We start from the raw sequence: 18,972 nt of genomic DNA on the forward strand, positions 1-18,972 counted from the left end.
GATGAAAACTCTTGCAGTGATTGGACTTGGATATGTCGGATTGCCCTTAGCAGTGGAATTTGGAAAAACCTATAAAGTGTTGGGATTTGATATTTTTGCTAAACGGATTGAGGAATTAAAAGATGGTTACGACCGCACTTTAGAAGTGGAAGAAGCCGAGCTTAAAAGTGCCAAAAACTTACATTTTACAACTCATTTGGAGGATTTGAAGGAGGCACAAATCTTTATTGTTACAGTGCCAACGCCGATTGATAATTATAATAAGCCGGATTTGACACCTTTGCAAAAAGCCTCTAGTAGTGTAGGAAAAGTGCTTAAAAAAGGCGATATTGTGATTTATGAAAGCACCGTTTATCCCGGATGCACAGAAGAGGATTGCGTGCCGATTTTAGAGGAAACAAGCGGATTAAAATTTAATGTGGATTTCTTTTGCGGATATTCTCCTGAACGCATTAATCCGGGCGATAAGGCGCACCGCTTGCCAAATATCAAAAAAGTAACAAGTGGTTCTACACCTCAAATTGCAGAGGAAGTCAATGCACTTTATGCTAGTATCATCACTGCAGGCACACATAAAGCCCCAAGTATTAAAGTAGCAGAAGCAGCAAAAGTCATTGAAAACTCACAACGGGACATTAATATCGCCTTTGTCAATGAACTCGCCTTAATTTTTGAGCGGTTGGGCGTTGATACTTTAGAAGTGCTAGAAGCAGCGGGGAGCAAATGGAATTTCTTGCCCTTTCGCCCGGGACTTGTGGGTGGACATTGTATCGGCGTAGATCCTTATTATCTCACGCACAAAGCAGAATCACTAGGCTATCATTCGCAAGTGATTCTAGCTGGACGCCACATTAATGATAATATGGGTATTGTCGTTGCAGAACGCGTGATTAAATTAATGATCAAAAACAAGCATCAGATTATAGGGAGTAAAGTTGCGATTTTTGGTATTACTTTCAAAGAGAATTGTCCTGATATTCGTAATTCTCGTGTGGTGGATATTATTAAGGAATTGCAAGATTTTGAATGTAATGTGGATATTTACGACCCTTGGGCAGATACAGAGGAAGTTAAAAAGGAATATGGTTTGATTCTGCAAGACGTAGAAAAGTTTAAATTGCAAGATTATCAAGCAGTCATTATTGCAGTAGCACATAATGAGTTTAAAGAGTTAGATTTTAATCATCGTGGCAAAGTCGTTGTATATGATTTAAAAGGCATTTTGCCAAAAGAACAGGTAAGCGGGAGGTTGTAATGTATTCCATAGACACCAAAAGACAATACCTTTACACTTCCTCTTGCATTCGTCCTTTAGAAGTGCAAGAATATTTCCCAATCAAAATTGATATTCATAAGGCAATCTTTAAGAATGCCTTATTTTGCCCTCCCCCGATAAACCCTTAAATGCAGGAGAAGCTAAACAATCTTTGCAAAAGGATTTTGCAAAACAACAAAAGCCAATAGAATGTGAGCTAAAATGGCGTGGAATCCCGCAGAATCTAGCCTTGGGTTTTTATTTAAATGTCTTTATACACCAAAGCAAACATTACACACCAAGAGAGGTAAAAGAAAATGCGGGTTTTAAGAATCTGACAGAATATTTTACGAATCTCCAATATGGACATTGTGGGCAAAAGCCTTATGCGTTTTGTATGCTGTTAGAAAATTTAAAATCAAAAGTCGGAATATAAGTTATAGTGATATTTTTGGCTGGGCACACGGATTTGTAGAAGTGTTGATTGATGAAAGGTGGCAGATTTTAGACCCGACTTTTAATGTTTATTTTGATATTAACATTTCAGACATTATACAAAATCCTTATTGCAAAAGAAAAATTTTAAGCTTTTATTCCGATGAATTTTGGACAGATAAGACCAAAGAACACGAAAAATTCATTCGCACGCAAATTGATAAAAATCATCACACGACTTTTAAATACAACAAAGAATGGTTTATGTTTATGGGATTCTATCCTTTTGTACCACCCATTTTATATTTCAAAGAGAGAAAGAATGGCACAACAATAGACATTTACGATATTCGCAAAGATAATCGCTATCGGTTCATATAAACTAACAGAATCTTTAAAGACTGCATTCACTTGTGGGATTGCCACGAAAACCTGCGGTTTTCTCGCAATAGATAGTGCGTTACATAGCAACTCACCCAAACTTGCACAAATGCTTTACATTTGCACACCACAAAGTTGTGCCAACTTCTTGCAATGAGTCTGCAAACACAAAAAGCATCCTCCCTAGACTCCATTAATGTAGCGCAATAAGAGTTTATCTGCTTTGGCTTGGGAATCTTCTAAGAAGTTATTACAACTGCTTCTAATTCTTGTTAAAAACCCCACAACACCACTTATTTTTAAATCAGAATTACCTATTTCTAACAAAAGGCTTCTAAAGTATTTCTTTGGGTCTTTGGGGTCGTTGCGATAGAGATAAGCTTCAAAAAACAAAATCTCTTCGCCCTTAATGGTTACATTTCTAAGGCAAAAGAGGAAATTAAGATTTTTATCCCCTATTTCATCGGTTGTTAATGGGCATTTTAAATTCTTAGGTTTGAAGCTGGATTTGTCCTTTTCCCAAATCCTGTAATTTTCCCTCACAAAATTTTCAATAAATTTTTTGATTCAATAATCCTTTGGCGATTTTGGAGTTGTATTATAGCATATTCTTTTAACGAATCGCACGTTGCGCGTTAAGCAGAGCCAAAAGCGCCACACCTACATCACCAAAAAGTGCAAGCCATAAATTTGCGACCCCTAGAACTCCAAACACCATAATTGCGATTTTTGTTCCGAGTGAAAATATAATATTTTCCCATAAAATCTTTTTTGTTTTCTTTGCGATATCAAGAACTTGTGGAATCTTATTTAAATTATCGTCCATAATCACGACATCTGCACCTTCTAGTGCAACATCACTGCCGACTTTTCCCATAGCAATTCCGATATCACTAAGTGCTAAAGAGGGCGCATCATTGATTCCATCGCCTACAAAAATTACTTTTTTGCCATTAGATTTTTGAACTTTTAGAATCTCTTTTAAATGTGCAACTTTTTGGTTGGGTAGCAATTCCGCATAATATTTGCTTATACCTACATTTTCTGCGACTTCTTGTGCGATGCTTTGCTTGTCGCCACTTAGCATTACTAGCTCCATTCCTTGCACATTTAATTTGTCAAGCACTTCGTTTGCTTCCTCTTTGATTGCATCTTCAAGAACGATAGAGCCAATAACTCTATCTTGCAAACTTAGGAAAATTTGACATTTCACACTTTGTTCTTCTTGAATCTTTTGTTGAACAATAGATTCTATAAATTGTGCATTACCAAGCGCAAATTTTTCACCCCTGATAGTCGCGACAATGCCACCACCTGCATATTCTTTAAAGTTTTCAATCTCATCTTGATTTTGTTCTTTTTGTGAAATATCAAAGTTTGCAATTGCTTTTGCAATAGGGTGATTAGAATGTGATTCTAACTTTTTAGCATTGGTTAGTATAAAGTCTTTATCGTAGTTCGCATAGGTTTGGATTTCTTTGATGATTAATTCTCCTTTAGTTAATGTGCCTGTTTTGTCAAACACGATAGTGTGCGCAGAATTGAGTGCCTCAAGATAGCTTGAGCCTTTAATTAGTATTCCCATTTTAGAGGCTTTTCCAAGAGAAGTGAAAAAAGTTAAGGGGATAGAAATCACTAGCGCACAAGGGCAAGAAATTACTAAAAAAATAATTCCACGATAAGACCAAGTTTTGAGCATTTCTATAAAGTCTGCACCTAATGCCCAGAAATAAAGCGTTGGTAAGAATGTAATCACAAAAGCTAGAAGGGTCACAATGGGTGTATAGAATTTAGCAAATTTTGTGATAAACTCTTCACTTTTGCTCTTTTGTGCATTGCCTTCTTCAATCAATTGTAAAATTTTGCTAAATGCGGAGTTTGTGTAGTTTTGTGTGGCTTTTATATACAAAATTCCATCCAAATTTATTCCGCCAGAAAGCACATTGTCCCCAATATCAACGCTTTGCGGGATAGATTCACCACTTAGTGCGGAATTATCAATATTGCTAGAGCCTTTGATGATTTTGCCATCAGTTGGGATTCTTTCTCCTGCGAACACAACTAATATATCACCCTTTTGAATATCTTTTGGAGTGATTAAAAGTTGTGAATTTTTACGCAAAATTCTTGCTTTTTCTATTTTGAGTGTATTTAGAGAGCGGATTTGCCTTTTTGTTTTCTCAACTACGCGATTTTGCAGACTCTCACCTATGCGATAAAATACCAAAATCCCTACGGCTTCTGCGTTTTCTCCGATACAGAATGCACTAAGGCTTGCAAGAACCATTAGGGTATTTTCATTAAAAACTTCGCGTTGAATAATACCGCTTAAAGCTCCTCTTAAAATTCCATAGCCTAAAGAAAAATAGCATAAAATAAATAATAAAGTTAAAAGCACTGCATTAAGGTGGAATCCAAAGATTCCGAACTCTGCTATGAGAGCAAACGTATAGAGGATTAATGCACCGATGAATAGGGCTTTAATAAATGGTTTTTGTTCCATTGTTTCTTGTGTATTTTGTGAAGTGATTTTGCATTCATTATTATTGCAACTCATCATTGTATCCTTTACATTTCTTGAATATGTTCTAAACCTTGATTGAAAATCTTTTCAATATGGTCATCATCTAGTGAGTAAAATACCTCTTTCCCGATTTTCTGATAGCGCACGAGCCGTGCTTGTCGCAGGATTCTTAGTTGATGAGAGATAGCGCTTGGCGAAAGGTTTAGAAGCTGTGAGATTTCATTCACGCAGAGTTTATCTAGTTGCAAAAGAGAGAGAATCCGAATCCTTGAAGAATCTCCAAAGATTTTAAACAATTCCGCAAGTTCATAAAGCAACTCTTCTTTTGGCAAAGATTTTAAAATAATTTGTAGTGATCTGGAGCGATTTTCTTCTATTTCTGGCATAGGGATTCCTTTTTCCATTTAATTAAATATATGAGCATTTGTTCATATATTTAATTATAAAAAGAATATTCTTAGAGTTGGATTAAGAGTTAAGGTTTGTAGGTTAGAATTTTATGTGAGATAAAATTTAGGAATTGAAGTTTGTAGAATCCCATTAGGGATTCTACTTTGAGATTAATAAGCTCTAGGATAGCATTTCCATTCAATTTCTTTAGCAGTTAATTGCATATTTTGTGGCAAACCTGTTCGTGGGTCAATTGCTCCTGCATTGCTATCTGCATAAGCATTGTATCCGCCATAAGGGACAGCTTCAACCTCTACAAATTTGCCCACAGTTAAATCTCTAAAAGTTCCATAAACATCTTGTCCAAATGCACCACAATCATCACCTTTAATTTCGGTGTAGGGTAAAACTTTAATCACGAGTTGTCCGCCTGGTCCTGATAAGGTAATGGTCTTGTTTTTGTTATCTACTGCTGAAATTTGCCCCGCGACATCAAAGTCATAACCTGCTATTGCAGAAGTAGAAAGAATCGCAGCTGTCGCGAATACTCCAAATAATTTCAAAGTTTTCATTTTTGTCTCCTTTTGTTTGACTTATTTTTGTTTCACTGCGAAATTATAAAAGCACTTTGTTAAGAGTTTGTGAAGATATCATTAAATTTTTATGAATTTAAATTTCTAACAGATAATTGACTTTATAGATGAAGTCTTCTGCGTCCTTTACGGATTCTAAAACAATCAAATATTTTCCATTAATAATAAAGCTTGGCACACTTTGGATTCCTGTTTGTGCGATAGAATCTTCCCAAGCTTTTAGCTTCTCTTGCACTTCTTTGCGATGAAGTTGCGTTTCAAACTTTGTTTGTGAAATTTCCATAGCATCTAAGCCAAAAGTGATGAAAGCTTCTTTATTTTTAAACTTTTTATGTTGCTTGAAAAATGCGTCAAAATAAGCATTGCTTGCGCGCCTAAAATAGGATTCAATATCTTTTGAAATCAGATTACGTTCTTCGTCAATAGAAACAGCAACAGCCAAAACTTCGCTAGCTTGGGCACTAAAAGGACTTCCTGTGATGATATGATAGGGTAGAAACACTGCCTTTTGCGGAATCGTTGCAAACAATTTGGGTAAAAGCTCACTCATCTTTGCACAATGTGGGCAACCAACATTAAAAATTTCTACAATAGACTTTTGTGGGACATTAAGAGGGTGCTTGAGGACAATATAATCCCTACCCGCTACTAAGGATTCCGCATTTATATGGGTTGATAGTAAAAATACTCCTAAAAAGGCACTAAAAAATATTTTTAATAGCTTATGCATAATTTTCCTTTGTGTTTTTTTGAAACATTATAGCAAAAGTTAAGATTCAATGTATATGGAATCTCGCAGAAGTTTTTATGAGTTATGATACTATATAGTGCATTTTTAATAAGGATTGGAATGAAAAGAGTGATTTTAGGCAGTTTGGTAAGTTTTGTAGCGTATTCTTCAGAAATGCAGAATCATTCTATCCTCATTAAACATACAAATTCTTCAATATTTGCTCCAACGCAAGTGGATTATGCGGATATTTTGGGCAAGGATTCCTTGTTAAACTCTGGCGATATAGCCAATAGTTTCTTGCAGATTCCCGGATTTTCAGTTGCTAAAAAGGGTGGGGGAGGCACAGAAGTCTTTTATCGCTCACAAGGTGCTGGGAGATTGCCGATTTTTGTGAATGGAAACAACCTAAATGGAGGTTGTGGCGGGAGAATGGATACAACCTTAACTTATGTTTTTCCGCAAAACTACAATTCGGTTACTTTAGTTAAAGGTCCTCAAGATGTCCGCTATGGCACGATGAGTGCAGGCGGAATCCTATTTGACCGCGAGACTTTGCGCCTAAAGGATACAAGCTTTAACTTCAATGCCGATGGGCTTGTGGGAAGTTTTAATAGATTAGACTTTAACACTTATCTAAGTGTTGGAAATGCGTTAGGAAGTTTGCAGGGGATTTATTCGGATTATTCGCGTGATGATTACAAAGATGGTGCAGGTCAAAGAGTGCATTCTGAATACCAAAGACGATCTGGCGCAATTGTAGGCGCTCTAACACCTACGGAAACAAGTGCTTTGGAGCTAAGCGGACATTGGCAGGGGAGAGGCAGCTTATGCTGATAGGGCAATGGACGCACGCACCTTTGACAGAGAATCTTATCAGTTGCGATTCCAAAATTATTTTGGTAAAGATTTACTAGATTTACGTGCGTATTATAATAGTATTGACCATATTATGGACAATTACAGCTTGACAAATGGTAAGCCAAAAATAGGAAATCTTTATAGCCTAAGCAACCCAAAGGGCACAAATAGTGGCGTTAAGGCAGAATACCAAAAAGTTTTTGAAATCTCTAAACTTTACTTCGGGGGTGATTATGATGTGGATAAACACAAAACACGTGCTGCCACAGGACAAACAACAAGAGACGGCGCGGAGGCTGCACTGCACTCAAATTATCAGCCCAATTATACCTTTGATTCCTATGGAGTCTATGCGCAAGGAGAATGGTATATGGGTGCGGAATCTGGCGTATTTGTAGGGATTAGAGAGGATTATGTAGAGACAATTGCACACAGATTAGACAAAAAAAGAAAGCAATACGCCACGAGTGCCTTTGCTCGTTATGAGCATTATTTGCGGGATTCTACCCTTTATGCTGGACTTGGAATCGCGGATAGGATTGCAGATTTTTGGGAGGTTTCTAAGGTAAATGGAATGAATTTAAGCAAAGAAACCAATACGCAATTAGACATCGGTTTATCCCACCAAAAAGAGGGTTTAAACGTGAATGTATCGGGCTTCGTTTCTTATGCGCAAGACTATATTTTGCTAGATTATACCAAGCCCCAAACGCGTAGTTTCAACACAAACGCCTTTTTAAGCGGGGCAGAAGTGGAGGCTTCTTATGAGTTTATGCCCAATCTTTTTGCAGAAGCAATGGCGAGTTACACTTATGGACAAAACACAAAAGAAGATAAGCCCTTAGCACAAGTCGCGCCCTTATCTAGTAGAATCGCACTCAAATATGATGACCAAAAAATGTTTTTGAAATGTGAATTGTATGCAAATGCGAAGCAAACGCGTTCTGATGAGGGATATGGAAATGTCATCGGCAAAGACTTTGGGGATTCTAGCGGATTTGGAATCATCAACCTCTACGCGGGATTGCGCTATCAAGAATGGCAAATTTTAATGGGACTAGAAAATATTACTAATAAACTTTATAGTTATCATTTATCCAAAAATAGCATTGATTTGAGTGTGGCAAATAATCCTATAAGTGATAGGGTTTATGAGATTGGTAGAAATGCTTGGATAAGGGTAAAATATGGTTTTTAGATTGTAGAATCTAAATCTATAATTGTCAAGATTTTCTTCATACTTTTTTATTATCATTTTGAATCTGATTTATTGATTTAAGGATACAAAATGAGAATGAAAAATAGTTTAAAAGGTTTGATTTTAATTGCCTGTGGAATCTTGCTGCTTGGAAATATAGGCTTTGCGAGCGAATTTAATCCGTCAATGCAAGCTTATATTGAGGAATTAAAGAGTGAAGCAAAGGCGGAAAATCCAAACTTCCAAGACTTTGATGCTAAAAGGGGTGAAGTGATTTTTAGCACAAAAAACAAAGGTAAAAATGATGCTGTAATCTCGTGTCAAAGTTGCCATAATGTAGATTTGAAAACTCCCGCTACTAATGTTTTTACCAACAAGGCATTAGAGCCTTTAGCCCCGAGCGTGAATCCTACGCGTTTAAACGATGTAAAAGAAGTCAAAAAATGGCTCAAACGCAATTTTAAAGATGTCTTTTTGCGTGAGGGAAGCACCCAAGAAAAGGGCGATGTGCTTTATTATTTGATTTTGCAATAATCTAATCTCAAGGAAAGAGAATGAAGAGAATATATAAAGTTTCTAGTGTAGTTTTGCTTTGCGCGGTTCTTGGAATCCAAGCTTATGCGGGAGGGCGTAAAGGTCCAGAGGTTAAAGCGGTGGATAATGTGCTTTATAAAAAGGAGTGTGCAAGTTGCCATTTTGGCTATCAACCCGGTTTGCTCCCTAGTGCTTCTTGGCAATGGGTAATGGGTAACTTAGCGCAACACTACGGCACAGACGCGAGTTTAGAGAGTAAAGAGGACATTGCGCAAATCACACAATATTTGCTAGACAATGCAAGTGAAAAAGCAATGCAATACCGCCGCAGTGCAAAATTGACAAAATCAATGCAGACGGGAGTTTTATACACCTCTATTTCGCAGATTCCCTACCATCAGAAAAAACACAGAAAACTAAAAGATTGGATGGTGCAGCAAAAAGAAGTGGGAAATATTGCGCGTTGTGCTACTTGTCATACAAAAGCAGACTATGGCATTTATGGTGGAGATACGATAAATATCCCAAATTATGGAATCTGGCGTGATTAAAAGTTATATTTGGACTTTTGTTAATCGTTTTTTGCATTATTTCTTGATTCTTGCTTTCGCACTCTCTTACTTAAGTGCGGATATAGACGCACTCTTTATCGTGCATATTGTTTGTGGGGTTTTGTTTGGAGCAGGGGTGATATTACGTATCATTTGGGGATTTGTTGGCACGAAGCATTCGTGCTTTTGGGATTTTAACTATTGCGGAATCCTAGAATATCTTACCTCCATTTTAGGGGAGAAAAAGTATTATGTCGGACACAATCCCGCTTCAAGCGTAGCGATTATCCTTATTTTTGTTTTGGGATTCTTGGTCGTTTTGAGCGGACTTTTACAATATGGTGCGGAGCAAAATGGTGGAATCTTTGCCCCATTGTTTTTCACATATAGCTACTTTTATATGGGCGATGATTTACACGAATTTTTTGCAAATTGCTTGTTGTTTATCGTGGCGATTCATATTTGCGGAAGTTTAATAGACAAGTTTTGGAGCAAAGGAGACGCAATCCATTCTATGATAAATGGCTACAAACGGACGCAAAAAGACGAAAGCGTCTCCTTAAATTTCATACACAAGGTAATTTTTGGCTTTTTTCTCCTCTTTTTGTTTGCATTGTTTCTTTATTTACTTTATCCAAAGAACATACTTTTGCGCCCCTCTGCGCAAGATTTTTTCACACAAGATTCTAACAAAATAACCTTTGAAGAGTATAGGCAAGAATGCGGAAGTTGCCATATTGCCTATGCTCCCTTTTTGCTTCCAAAGTCTGCTTGGAATTCTATGATGAGTGATTTGGAAAATCATTTCGGCGATGATGCAAGTTTGGAGGAGGAAACACACGCAAGAATTGCCGCATTTTTAGAAAAATATGCAAGCAATGTTTTAGATACAAAATTCCAAACTAAAGAGGATTCCAAAGAAATTACAATCACAAAAACCCCTTATTGGGAGGTTGCACACCGCAAAATGAATCCAAAAATTTTCAAAACAGAGGCAATTAAAAGCAAGGCAAATTGCCAAACTTGCCACAAAGACGCAGAATCTGGAATCTTTGCTAAAAGGGAGGTGGATTACCCAAGGCTCAAGAGTTTAAGAGAGAGTCTTTAGCATTTAGATTTCAAACTTCTTTTGCGCTAGAATATAAAGCGGATTGTAAGTCAAGGTATTATGAAATCGCATTGCGTATTCCTTGAAATGGGCTTTATGCAGTTTGAAACCTTGTTTGAGGGAGTTTACCCCTGTATTTTGTAAGTGCTTAAAAATGGCAAGTGTATTTTCAAAACGCAAAGGAATCTTAGTTTCAAAAGATTCTACAATTTTAAAATGGGATTCTAAAGCTTCTGCATAATCCTTTAGCTCCAAATATTCTAGCCCAACGCCTAAGATTTCGCGTAATTCTTGGAAATTTTCTTTGCCAAAAGTGCTGAAAGCTAAGAATCCATTTGTTTGTAGCAGGGAGTTTAATTTGGGTAAGAATGATGTCTGATTTGTCCATTGTATCGCTGCATTGGATAAAATCCAATCATATTTTAAAATCGGGTTGATATTTTTTATTGTGCTTACATCTTCAAAATCTCTCTGTAAAAAGGTCATTTTATAGGTGGAATTTTGTTGAATCTTTGCAAAATCTTTTGAAAAATCTACCAAATCCACTGCTAAATAGGATTTAAAATCAAAGGTTTTTGCCACTTTCTGACTTAAAAGTCCATTGCCGCAGCCAAGTTCTAGCACATTGCCTAGATTTTTAGATAAACAATGTCTTTGTAGAATCATTAGTAAAGTTTCTTGCATTGTGGTTTGAATCAAGGCATTTTGTGCATAAGTGGGTTTTGCCCTATGAAATCTTTGTTGAATTTGTGTTTTTTGCGCATGCATTAGACTTGCCAACTAAAAAACACAAAATGTGGGGCGTCAAGTTCCAAAATTGGTGTTTTGCTGTTTTTAAAATCTATCCAAAAGTTTCTTTGGAATTGTGTATTAAAAATCAAATCTTTTTTAGAAATCACGATTTGATTCCAAACAATTTCACTCTTAAGATTTGGAAACTGTGCACAAGTTTTTATAAAAAATCCCAATTCTTCACGCAAGATTTGAGAGTCTAGGAAAAGGAAATTTTGCGTTTGTGCTAAAAATTCTCCAAACAAATTGAGTTTAAAAGTCTCTAAATCAAAGGTTTTTTGTGTAAGCTTAAAAAGTTTTGGCGGGATTCCAAATCGTGAGTGAATGCCATACTCTGTGCCATTGATAGCAATTTTACGCACAAAACTTATAGAATCTTGGGATTCTAAAAAAATGCGTGCAATAAATACACCCATAGAAAATCCTAGAAGTGTGATTTTGGATTCTTTATTTAAGCGGTTTAAAACTAGATTTAATGCGTTGAAATTCAAATGCTGGTAATGATATAAGATAATAGAATCGTAATTTTTAGGAATAAAAGGAATAAAATGTGAGGGATGAGAAGCAAACCCACCAAAAATTAATAAAACATTCTCTTGATGATTGAGGTTACAATCAAGATTCATTATTTAAGCCTTTAAGGATTTGCACGAGGGATTCTAACGATTCAAAAGGTAAATTAGCCGTGAGTGAAAAGCGCAAACAAGCGCGATTTTTAGGAACGGTTGGGGATTTGATTGCAGGAGCGAAAAAACCTCTTTTCTCCAGCTCTTTGGCAAAATACACTGCTTTTGCATTTTCTCCTAGTATCAAGCTAATAATATTATAATCCCCCAAAACTTCTAGTCCTAAGCTTTGAGAAAGAAGCGCCTTGAAATCTGCGCTTAATCGGGATAAATTTGCTCTTTGTTTTGCAAGTTTGGGAAGTTCTAAGAAATTAAACAAGCTTCGTGCGACATTAATAGGAGGAAGAGCGGTAGAATAAATAAGAGAACGGGCAAAATTGACAAAATATTCATAGAATATTTGGTTACATAACACACAAGCTCCCATTGACGCAAGTGCTTTACCAAAGGTTAGCACAAGGAAGTCAATAGAATCTAGCAATCCTAAATCAGCGCAGATTCCAAGCCCCTCTTTCCCAAAGCTTCCAATGCTATGCGCTTCATCAATGTATAAATAGACATTATGGAATTGTTGCTTCAGTGTTACGAGAGCACGCAAAGGCGCAAAATCTCCCTCCATACTAAAAAGCCCCTCACTTAGGATAAAAATTGCATCATATTTTGCTACATTGTGGATTAAAATTTGCTCTAGTGCTTGTATATCATTATGTAAAAATCGCTTCAAAGATGTGGATTTGAAAGATTTTAACCCATCAATATGGCTTGCGTGAATAGATTTATCCGCGACAAAAAGTACATTTTTAAGGGAATTTAATGCCCCTATTGCCCCTAAATTTGCGTGAAAGCCGCTATTAAAGAGAAGTGCTTGTTTGTTGAAAATATGGGATAAATGGGATTCTAACCCCGCATAAATTTCACAATTTCCACTTAAAAGTCGCGAAGAGGAGGAGCTAAAAGACCAATATTCTTTAAAAAGTGTAGAATCCAAAAATGCAGCATTTAAAGATTCATTACTTGCGATTCCTAAATAATCATTACTTGCAAGATTTAAAAGCCATTTTGGGATTTGGTGGAAATTGTGCTTTGCATTATTGAGAATGTTAAATTTATGATGTCGTTGAGGTTTTAGAATGCGATAATTGGAATCACATTTCAAGGCTTCAAGCGTTTGTGTAATTTGCGATTCTAAGAGAGAATTTGAGGACATTTGGATTGAAAGTTTATGCCTTAGCCTTTTGAAGCAGTTTGGCAAATTCATTGAAAAGTGCAGTAGATTCTAGTGGTCCAGGTCCTGCCTCCGGGTGATGTTGAAACGAACAAATCAAAGCATTTTTATAACGCACTCCCTCAATTGTATGGTCAAAAAGATTGCGATGGGTTACTTCTGCAATTTCTTGGATAGATTCTGGAATAGAATAGTTGTGGTTTTGAGCAGTGATTTCTATCTCTTGCGTAAGGAGATTTTTGACCGGGTGATTACCGCCGTGATGCCCAAATTTCAGTTTATATGTTTCATAGCCGTGTGCAAGTGAGAGTAGTTGGTGTCCTAGACAAATTGCAAAAAGAGGAATTTTAGTTGCAATTAACTTTTTAATCTCGGCAATCTCCCTTTGCAATATCTGTGGGTCTCCTGGTCCATTGGAGAGAAAAATCCCATCAAATTCGCCTTGCTTATAACGTGCAATTAATGCTTCTGCTTTAAAATGATGGGGTATTACCTCTACATTAAAACCTGCATTAACGAGCTGATTTAAAATACTACGTTTGATTCCAAAGTCAATTGCTAGAATTTTTTGATGAGTTTTTGGTTCTGTATAATCCATCGTATTAAAGTCAAATTTACCTTTTTGATGTGTATAGGGTATTTTGGTGCTGACTTCTTTTATATAATTGATTTCTTCAATTTTTGGGTTGCTTTCTAGGAGATTTTTTAAAGTGTTTTTATCGGAGATTTCAGTGGAAGCAATCATCATCATTGCACCTTGTTCGCGCAAGGTTTTTGTAAGTTTGCGCGTGTCAATCCCACTAATCCCCATTGCGTTAAAAGATTTTAAAAATTCTCCTAAGCTCTTATTGGCGCGAAAATTTGAAAAATAATCATTATAATGGCGGCACAAAATCCCTTTAGCAAAGATTTGGCGACTTTCCATATCTTTTTCGTTTGTTCCCACGATTCCAATTTCTGGCATTGTGAAGCATATAAATTGCCCTGCATAGCTTGGGTCAGTTGTGATTTCTTGATAACCTGTGAGTGAGGTGTTAAATACCAACTCACCTACGTTTGTCCCTTCTGCCCCGAAGCTTTTGGCTTGATAGAATGAACCATTGGTGAGATAAATCCAAACGTCTTTTAGTTTGCTTTGTGAAAGTGTCATTATAAAAATCCTTTCTTTTTAAGCTCTTCTTGGTAAAGTTTGTCAAAAATTAAATCATATTCCTCACTCCCAAATATGATTTTTCGTTTGTAGTTTGCAATGCGTTCTTGGACGATTTCTTCTACTTCATTATAGATTTTTGAATAACTATTAATTGCTTTAAAGATTACATTAACAATACGTGTTTCAGAAGTGGCAGAATCAATCAAATCTTCTTCAAACAATTCATTAAGAATCTTATGCGATAAGTGATTGTAGCGGTCTTCAAAGTTTAAGATAAAATTTTCATTCTCTGCTAATTTTTGCTTAATTTTCCAAAAAAGTTGGTGTTCATCGGCGCGCATAAATTCAATTTCATCTAAATTTTCTTCTAAAATTTCTCTTGCTTTTTCTTCAATTTTTGCTTCTTCTTGAATATTGGCTTCAATAAACTTTTGTGCAACTTTTGAGATTCCCTCTAATCCGTGTAGAACGCTTACAAATTCGCAGTTTGATAAATCTAATGCTATTTTATTTCCAATATAAGGTGCGTGGGCTAGTCTAAATTTCATAGCATACCTTCATAAATTTTTGCGCTATTTTAGCGTTTTATCTCTTAAAATGCGTTTTTCTATGCTCTAAAAATTCCAAGATTTTGCATTTCAAATTTTAATTTTTTTGCATTTGCTTGAAAACTTGCTTGGTGGTGATATTCTGTAAAATGCGCAATTTTTATTTTGGCATAGGATTCTATAAAGGTATCCATTTGTTGGCTTTGTTCTTTGCTAATAATAAGTCCAAGAAGTGGAATCTTGCGTGCCTTTAGTGCTTCAATGCTTAGTAAAATATGATTGATTCCACCTAGATAATATGCGCCAACTAAGATACAAGGGAGTTGGTAAGCACTCAAAAAATCAATCATACATTTCTGTGTGTCCAAGGGAGTGAAAAGTCCGCCTGCACTCTCAATTAATAAGTTGTCTGATTTTGGTAATGGAATCTTTAAACCATCATAATGCACTTTTTCTTTCTGCATACCGATGTGGGGACTAGCAGGGGTTTGTAAAGTGATTCCACTAGGATAAATTTTAGTCTTTGGCGTTAAGGTTTGGATTCTTTGATTGTCTGTGGGTATGCCTGCTTGGACAAGTTTAAAATAATCCAAGTTAAAAGCATAACATAATGCGGCACTTACTGAAGTTTTCCCAACATCTGTATGACTTCCTGCAATAAAGATTCGCATAAAATTTCTCCTTTGTTTTTGTAGGATTCTTTGTAGTGATAAGCATTCAATGGAATCTTATAAAGAAATGAGGGAATTAAAACCATAAATTATCTAGTAAGCGTACTCCCTCAACACGAGCAACCACAAGAATCAAAGTGGAATCCTTTTGGATTTGTTCTATATCTTGCAATTCGTGATTGACAATGGCAAAATACTCTACTTCTAATCCCCTTAATACCTCTAAAGCAATGCTTTTAAGTGTATTAGAATCTTTGATTCCACGCATAATCGCTTTAGTCGTAGCATTTAAGGAGGCAGAGATTTTTAGAGCTTGTTTAATGCCCATTGGACTTAAATAAGCATTGCGTGAGCTTAACGCTAAACCCTCTTCATTGCGGACAATGGGGCAAGGCACGATTTGTAAAGGTAAAAACAAATCTTGAACCATTTTTTGAATGATTAAGAGTTGTTGTGCATCTTTTTGTCCAAAAAAGGCTTTGTCTGGACGCACAAGATTAAAAAGTTTTAGGACAACTTGAAGCACGCCATTAAAATGCCCTTCTCTTGCTTTGCCCTCTAGGATATTTGCCATCATTTTTGGTGCATTAAAAGTTGTTTGCAAAGTAGAATCTAGCGGATACATTTGTGCAATTTCTGGCATAAAAACAACCTCTACACCTGCTTTTTCACAAATATTCAAATCCGCTTCTTTTTTGCGAGGATATTGATTAAAATCTTCATTTTCCCCAAACTGCGTTGGATTGACAAAAATAGAAACAACAGAACAATCACAAGCAACAAGACTTGCTTCTATAAGAGATAAATGTCCTTTGTGTAAAGCACCCATTGTTGGAACCAAGCCAATAGTTTTTGTAGGATTTTTGGATTTGAATTGGCAAATAAAGACACGCAAATCTTGCGTAGTTGTGAATATTTGCATACGATTCCTTTGAATTTTTGGAAATAAATCGCAAATTATGCGACGAGAGAGTTAAAAAATAAATAAAAAACATAGAAATATGTTAAAATCTTATATAAAATTTATTTTAAAGAAGGTTGTAATGTGGAATCAAGGGGGTTAAAAGAATTATTAAAAGTTTCTGATTGGGATTTTGTGAGTTTAAACGAAAAAATAATTTTATCTCATACTAAACCCGGTGATAAAGTAATTTTACCTTATATGAGCACGGATAATTTTGCTTTTGAGTTAGCAATTAATGAGCGCAGGTGTTTGATTTATGATAATAATCCATTAGTGAAAATTAATTTTGAAGCGAATTTTTTTTATCCAAGTTTGGCAGGCATTAAGAATCGCTTGAATGGAATTAAAACAATAGGTAATTTCCCAGATTGCGGAGCCAAGAAGTTTCTTCACCCTAGAACCTATGATGAAGTAATGGCAATTCGCTTATTTTTAGAGGGTGAACCAAAAGATGCAATTAATTTATGGATTAAATGTTTAAGTGCTGAGGCACTTAGAATGCCAAAAGCAGGAAAAGGGGAACTTCAAGAGCTTGAATATATTGATATAAAAGATTTTGTGTTAAAGCAATATAAAGCTATTTTTAGTGAAGTGGAACCGATGAGGGTTTTACTCTTGCATAAAGCGATACCAGAGTTTTTGTCAAATGAAAAGGAGTTAGATGAGATGCTAAGAGGAACGAAAGTAAAATTAGCCTACTATGCACCTTATCACTTTAATGTGCAGGAATATTTTAATAAGAATCTGTTAAAAATGTGGTTTCATAATATCTCTAAAGAGCAGTTAATGGGGGCATTTATAGAAAATGAAGCCACTTGGAATCTTCGTTGCAAAAAAGATTTTTTATCCTTGCATAAGAGGCTAGCAAGTGGAGGTTTGATTCTGGTGGAAAAAGTTAATGAATATTCAATTGAAGAGTTTTTCAAGCTAGCATTTTTTTATGGTTATGAAAATGTGCGTGCCTTTTGCAACACAAAAGGTGCAGAAGCGTATTTAATGAAGAAATTGGGATAAGGCTAACTAAAACCCCTCTTGTTTGGTAGAATTAAAAGGGACAAACTTATAAAATCTCTAAAAACCAAATTTTCTAACTTTATTTAAGTTATTATTAAAAAATTTAAGATAGAATTACAAACCCATTTTTAAAAACGGCTCGATAGCTCAGTCGGTAGAGCAGGAGACTGAAAATCTCCGTGTCGGTGGTTCGATTCCGCCTCGAGCCACCATCCATTACATCTATTCCTGCTAAAACTAACAAACCCTTATTAAAATTTATATGGATTTTATTTTAGTTTTATAATTTATAAGTAAAATCTCGAATGCACTTCTTAGTGTAATGTTTCTTTGCAGATTTTCCCCCCGTTTGCAGGGAACATTCTGTATCCCATAGAATCTAAGCCAGCATTTGTTTGGTAGCAATCCTTAAAACTTCTTCTTATTCACATCACTTAGAATATCATCTGCAATTTGATTTACTAAACGAGTAATATCATTCGTGCTATTTGCTACACTCACATTATCTTGTGTTACAGATTCTAATTGTGCAATGGCTTCATTGATTTGTCCAACCCCTGCTGCTTGCTCTTTAATGGATTCACTCATATCATTAATCCCTTGCACTAGCACATTCACATTGGCTTCAATCTCACTTAAAGATTTCCCTGTTCTTTCTGCTAGTTTTCGGACCTCATCTGCTACAACTGCAAAGCCTCTTCCGTGTTCTCCAGCTCTTGCAGCTTCAATGGCAGCATTAAGGGCTAGAAGATTCGTTTGGTCTGCAATGTCTTTAATCACTCCTACGATATTCTTAATATCTTCAGCCTGTCTTGTAACCTCTGCAGTTTTATCACTCACATTTTGCATAGAGCTTGAGATTTCTTCAATAGCCGCAGCAGATTGTTGGAGAGAACTTGCTTGAGAAGAGCTACCATCTAAGAGTTTATTCATAGAATCTTGTAAATCTATGGTTTGCTGCACAAGGTCTTTTGCATAGTGTTCTGAAGAGCTTAGCATTTTTCTAATCTCTTCTCCCAAGATATTAGTAGTGGTTTCTACTGCCCCTTGTGCATTAGGCACTTCAGTCGTAAAGTCTAAGGATTTATAAGATTCAAAGACTTGATGGATTGCATTCATATTGCTTCCCACTTTGTTTTGTAAAACATCTAGCATATTATTTAAAACATTCTTTAATTCTATTAATTGAGGATTATGAGGATTCTCTACAATTCTTGCTGTTAAATCTCCTTCTTCCACTGCTTTAGCTGTTTGTGCAGATTGAGCAATAGCAGTTTCATCTTTTTCTAAACCTTTTTGAATGTTTTGAATGTTTTGGTTAATTTCTTTTGCCATTGTTCCAAATTCATCATTAGATTTAATTTGGATAAGGTTTGCAGTGTTTGTATTGTGGTTGAGGTAGGAGAAGAAGTGGGTGAG

Annotated in this window: 22 protein-coding genes and 1 tRNA gene; 10 read left to right on the forward strand and 13 right to left on the reverse strand. The window is 35.9% G+C overall.

The features are described 5' to 3' along the window. Nucleotide 1: 1 nt before the first annotated feature. The 3 genes from tviB to Q0Y61_RS04495 all read left to right on the forward strand — a co-directional run bounded on the left by tviB (nt 2) and on the right by Q0Y61_RS04495 (nt 2,071). The gene (gene tviB / locus Q0Y61_RS04485; protein ID WP_297812016.1) at nt 2-1,255 is read left to right on the forward strand and encodes a Vi polysaccharide biosynthesis UDP-N-acetylglucosamine C-6 dehydrogenase TviB; all 1,254 of its coding nucleotides are present in this window, start codon (nt 2-4) and stop codon (nt 1,253-1,255) included. Nucleotides 1,256-1,379: 124 nt separating this feature from the next. Beyond that, on the forward strand, nt 1,380-1,691 hold the full coding sequence (locus tag Q0Y61_RS04490; protein ID WP_297812019.1) for a hypothetical protein: 312 nt from the start codon (nt 1,380-1,382) through the stop codon (nt 1,689-1,691). After that, entirely contained in the window at nt 1,649-2,071 is a 423-nt protein-coding gene (locus tag Q0Y61_RS04495; RefSeq protein ID WP_297812022.1) for a hypothetical protein, read from the forward strand. The genes Q0Y61_RS04490 and Q0Y61_RS04495 overlap by 43 nt, the downstream gene beginning before the upstream one ends. A gap of 183 nt (nt 2,072-2,254) precedes the next feature. Here Q0Y61_RS04495 and Q0Y61_RS04500 read toward each other — a convergent pair whose 3' ends face one another. The 5 genes from Q0Y61_RS04500 to Q0Y61_RS04520 form a co-directional block, all read right to left on the reverse strand. After that, nucleotides 2,255-2,614, reverse strand: a complete 360-nt coding sequence (locus tag Q0Y61_RS04500; RefSeq protein ID WP_297812025.1) for a hypothetical protein — start codon at nt 2,612-2,614, stop codon at nt 2,255-2,257. Between the two features lie 70 nt (nt 2,615-2,684). Next, the gene (locus Q0Y61_RS04505) at nt 2,685-4,631 is read right to left on the reverse strand and encodes a heavy metal translocating P-type ATPase (protein ID WP_297812028.1); all 1,947 of its coding nucleotides are present in this window, start codon (nt 4,629-4,631) and stop codon (nt 2,685-2,687) included. Nucleotides 4,632-4,639: 8 nt separating this feature from the next. Continuing rightward, complete coding sequence (locus Q0Y61_RS04510; protein ID WP_297812031.1) at nt 4,640-4,981, reverse strand: metalloregulator ArsR/SmtB family transcription factor; 342 nt, start codon at nt 4,979-4,981, stop codon at nt 4,640-4,642. 174 nt (nt 4,982-5,155) lie between these two features. Continuing rightward, complete coding sequence (locus tag Q0Y61_RS04515) at nt 5,156-5,557, reverse strand: DUF5666 domain-containing protein (protein ID WP_297812034.1); 402 nt, start codon at nt 5,555-5,557, stop codon at nt 5,156-5,158. Nucleotides 5,558-5,654: 97 nt separating this feature from the next. Next, on the reverse strand, nt 5,655-6,308 hold the full coding sequence (locus Q0Y61_RS04520) for a thioredoxin domain-containing protein (RefSeq protein WP_297812037.1): 654 nt from the start codon (nt 6,306-6,308) through the stop codon (nt 5,655-5,657). A 120-nt stretch (nt 6,309-6,428) separates the two neighbouring features. Here Q0Y61_RS04520 and Q0Y61_RS04525 point away from each other — a divergent pair, with 120 nt between their 5' ends. From Q0Y61_RS04525 to Q0Y61_RS04545, 5 genes are all read left to right on the forward strand, one after another. Continuing rightward, a complete protein-coding gene (locus Q0Y61_RS04525) occupies nt 6,429-7,145 on the forward strand; it encodes a TonB-dependent receptor plug domain-containing protein (RefSeq protein WP_297812039.1) in 717 nt (238 codons plus the stop codon). 7 nt (nt 7,146-7,152) lie between these two features. Beyond that, complete coding sequence (locus tag Q0Y61_RS04530) at nt 7,153-8,367, forward strand: TonB-dependent receptor (protein ID WP_297812042.1); 1,215 nt, start codon at nt 7,153-7,155, stop codon at nt 8,365-8,367. Nucleotides 8,368-8,457: 90 nt separating this feature from the next. Next, entirely contained in the window at nt 8,458-8,901 is a 444-nt protein-coding gene (locus Q0Y61_RS04535) for a DUF1924 domain-containing protein (protein ID WP_297812045.1), read from the forward strand. Between the two features lie 20 nt (nt 8,902-8,921). Beyond that, the gene (locus Q0Y61_RS04540) at nt 8,922-9,452 is read left to right on the forward strand and encodes a cytochrome C (RefSeq protein ID WP_297812048.1); all 531 of its coding nucleotides are present in this window, start codon (nt 8,922-8,924) and stop codon (nt 9,450-9,452) included. Then, nucleotides 9,445-10,560: a cytochrome b/b6 domain-containing protein gene (locus tag Q0Y61_RS04545; protein WP_297812051.1), complete on the forward strand. Its 1,116-nt coding sequence runs from the start codon at nt 9,445-9,447 to the stop codon at nt 10,558-10,560. Before Q0Y61_RS04540 ends, Q0Y61_RS04545 begins: the two co-directional genes overlap by 8 nt. Before the next feature lie 3 nt (nt 10,561-10,563). Here the strand turns inward: Q0Y61_RS04545 and Q0Y61_RS04550 are convergent, their stop codons facing one another. The 7 genes from Q0Y61_RS04550 to panC all read right to left on the reverse strand — a co-directional run bounded on the left by Q0Y61_RS04550 (nt 10,564) and on the right by panC (nt 16,497). After that, nucleotides 10,564-11,328 (reverse strand): methyltransferase domain-containing protein, encoded by a 765-nt coding sequence (locus Q0Y61_RS04550; RefSeq protein ID WP_297812054.1) that lies wholly within the window; start codon nt 11,326-11,328, stop codon nt 10,564-10,566. Further along, a complete protein-coding gene (locus Q0Y61_RS04555; RefSeq protein WP_297812057.1) occupies nt 11,328-11,978 on the reverse strand; it encodes a pimeloyl-ACP methyl esterase BioG family protein in 651 nt (216 codons plus the stop codon). The genes Q0Y61_RS04550 and Q0Y61_RS04555 overlap by 1 nt, the downstream gene beginning before the upstream one ends. After that, nucleotides 11,968-13,185 carry an aminotransferase class I/II-fold pyridoxal phosphate-dependent enzyme gene (locus Q0Y61_RS04560; RefSeq protein WP_297812061.1) on the reverse strand — a complete coding sequence of 406 codons (1,218 nt, stop codon included), beginning with the start codon at nt 13,183-13,185 and terminating at the stop codon, nt 11,968-11,970. Before Q0Y61_RS04560 ends, Q0Y61_RS04555 begins: the two co-directional genes overlap by 11 nt. Before the next feature lie 13 nt (nt 13,186-13,198). Further along, nucleotides 13,199-14,353 (reverse strand): glutamine-hydrolyzing carbamoyl-phosphate synthase small subunit, encoded by a 1,155-nt coding sequence (carA, locus tag Q0Y61_RS04565; RefSeq protein WP_297812064.1) that lies wholly within the window; start codon nt 14,351-14,353, stop codon nt 13,199-13,201. Then, a complete protein-coding gene (locus Q0Y61_RS04570) occupies nt 14,353-14,904 on the reverse strand; it encodes a DUF507 family protein (RefSeq protein WP_297812068.1) in 552 nt (183 codons plus the stop codon). The genes carA and Q0Y61_RS04570 overlap by 1 nt, the downstream gene beginning before the upstream one ends. Nucleotides 14,905-14,963: 59 nt before the next feature. Further along, nucleotides 14,964-15,575 (reverse strand): dethiobiotin synthase, encoded by a 612-nt coding sequence (gene bioD / locus Q0Y61_RS04575; RefSeq protein WP_297812071.1) that lies wholly within the window; start codon nt 15,573-15,575, stop codon nt 14,964-14,966. 76 nt (nt 15,576-15,651) lie between these two features. Further along, nucleotides 15,652-16,497, reverse strand: a complete 846-nt coding sequence (panC, locus tag Q0Y61_RS04580) for a pantoate--beta-alanine ligase (protein ID WP_297812074.1) — start codon at nt 16,495-16,497, stop codon at nt 15,652-15,654. Nucleotides 16,498-16,620: 123 nt separating this feature from the next. Here panC and Q0Y61_RS04585 point away from each other — a divergent pair, with 123 nt between their 5' ends. Together Q0Y61_RS04585 and Q0Y61_RS04590 are read left to right on the forward strand one after the other, a co-directional pair. Further along, on the forward strand, nt 16,621-17,553 hold the full coding sequence (locus Q0Y61_RS04585; RefSeq protein WP_297812077.1) for a hypothetical protein: 933 nt from the start codon (nt 16,621-16,623) through the stop codon (nt 17,551-17,553). A 136-nt stretch (nt 17,554-17,689) separates the two neighbouring features. After that, nucleotides 17,690-17,765, forward strand: a tRNA-Phe gene (locus Q0Y61_RS04590). A gap of 196 nt (nt 17,766-17,961) precedes the next feature. Here Q0Y61_RS04590 and Q0Y61_RS04595 read toward each other — a convergent pair. Next, nucleotides 17,962-18,972: methyl-accepting chemotaxis protein (locus tag Q0Y61_RS04595; protein WP_297812080.1), on the reverse strand; the 1,011-nt coding region annotated here is incomplete at its 5' end.

This window comes from uncultured Helicobacter sp., from assembly GCF_947367035.1.
Classification (GTDB): domain Bacteria; phylum Campylobacterota; class Campylobacteria; order Campylobacterales; family Helicobacteraceae; genus Helicobacter_D.

What these genes read in the sequence shown, in the direction of transcription:
- Q0Y61_RS04555 (WP_297812057.1), bottom strand. Translation starts at nt 11,978, where the DNA reads ATGAATCTTGATTGTAACCTCAATCATCAAGAGAATGTTTTATTAATT.
- Q0Y61_RS04520 (WP_297812037.1), bottom strand. Translation starts at nt 6,308, where the DNA reads ATGCATAAGCTATTAAAAATATTTTTTAGTGCCTTTTTAGGAGTATTT.
- panC (WP_297812074.1), bottom strand. Translation starts at nt 16,497, where the DNA reads ATGCAAATATTCACAACTACGCAAGATTTGCGTGTCTTTATTTGCCAA.
- Q0Y61_RS04550 (WP_297812054.1), bottom strand. Translation starts at nt 11,328, where the DNA reads ATGCATGCGCAAAAAACACAAATTCAACAAAGATTTCATAGGGCAAAA.
- bioD (WP_297812071.1), bottom strand. Translation starts at nt 15,575, where the DNA reads ATGCGAATCTTTATTGCAGGAAGTCATACAGATGTTGGGAAAACTTCA.
- Q0Y61_RS04535 (WP_297812045.1), top strand. Translation starts at nt 8,458, where the DNA reads ATGAGAATGAAAAATAGTTTAAAAGGTTTGATTTTAATTGCCTGTGGA.
- Q0Y61_RS04515 (WP_297812034.1), bottom strand. Translation starts at nt 5,557, where the DNA reads ATGAAAACTTTGAAATTATTTGGAGTATTCGCGACAGCTGCGATTCTT.
- Q0Y61_RS04540 (WP_297812048.1), top strand. Translation starts at nt 8,922, where the DNA reads ATGAAGAGAATATATAAAGTTTCTAGTGTAGTTTTGCTTTGCGCGGTT.
- Q0Y61_RS04505 (WP_297812028.1), bottom strand. Translation starts at nt 4,631, where the DNA reads ATGATGAGTTGCAATAATAATGAATGCAAAATCACTTCACAAAATACA.
- Q0Y61_RS04530 (WP_297812042.1), top strand. Translation starts at nt 7,153, where the DNA reads ATGGACGCACGCACCTTTGACAGAGAATCTTATCAGTTGCGATTCCAA.
- Q0Y61_RS04525 (WP_297812039.1), top strand. Translation starts at nt 6,429, where the DNA reads ATGAAAAGAGTGATTTTAGGCAGTTTGGTAAGTTTTGTAGCGTATTCT.
- Q0Y61_RS04560 (WP_297812061.1), bottom strand. Translation starts at nt 13,185, where the DNA reads ATGTCCTCAAATTCTCTCTTAGAATCGCAAATTACACAAACGCTTGAA.
- Q0Y61_RS04570 (WP_297812068.1), bottom strand. Translation starts at nt 14,904, where the DNA reads ATGAAATTTAGACTAGCCCACGCACCTTATATTGGAAATAAAATAGCA.
- carA (WP_297812064.1), bottom strand. Translation starts at nt 14,353, where the DNA reads ATGACACTTTCACAAAGCAAACTAAAAGACGTTTGGATTTATCTCACC.
- tviB (WP_297812016.1), top strand. Translation starts at nt 2, where the DNA reads ATGAAAACTCTTGCAGTGATTGGACTTGGATATGTCGGATTGCCCTTA.
- Q0Y61_RS04510 (WP_297812031.1), bottom strand. Translation starts at nt 4,981, where the DNA reads ATGCCAGAAATAGAAGAAAATCGCTCCAGATCACTACAAATTATTTTA.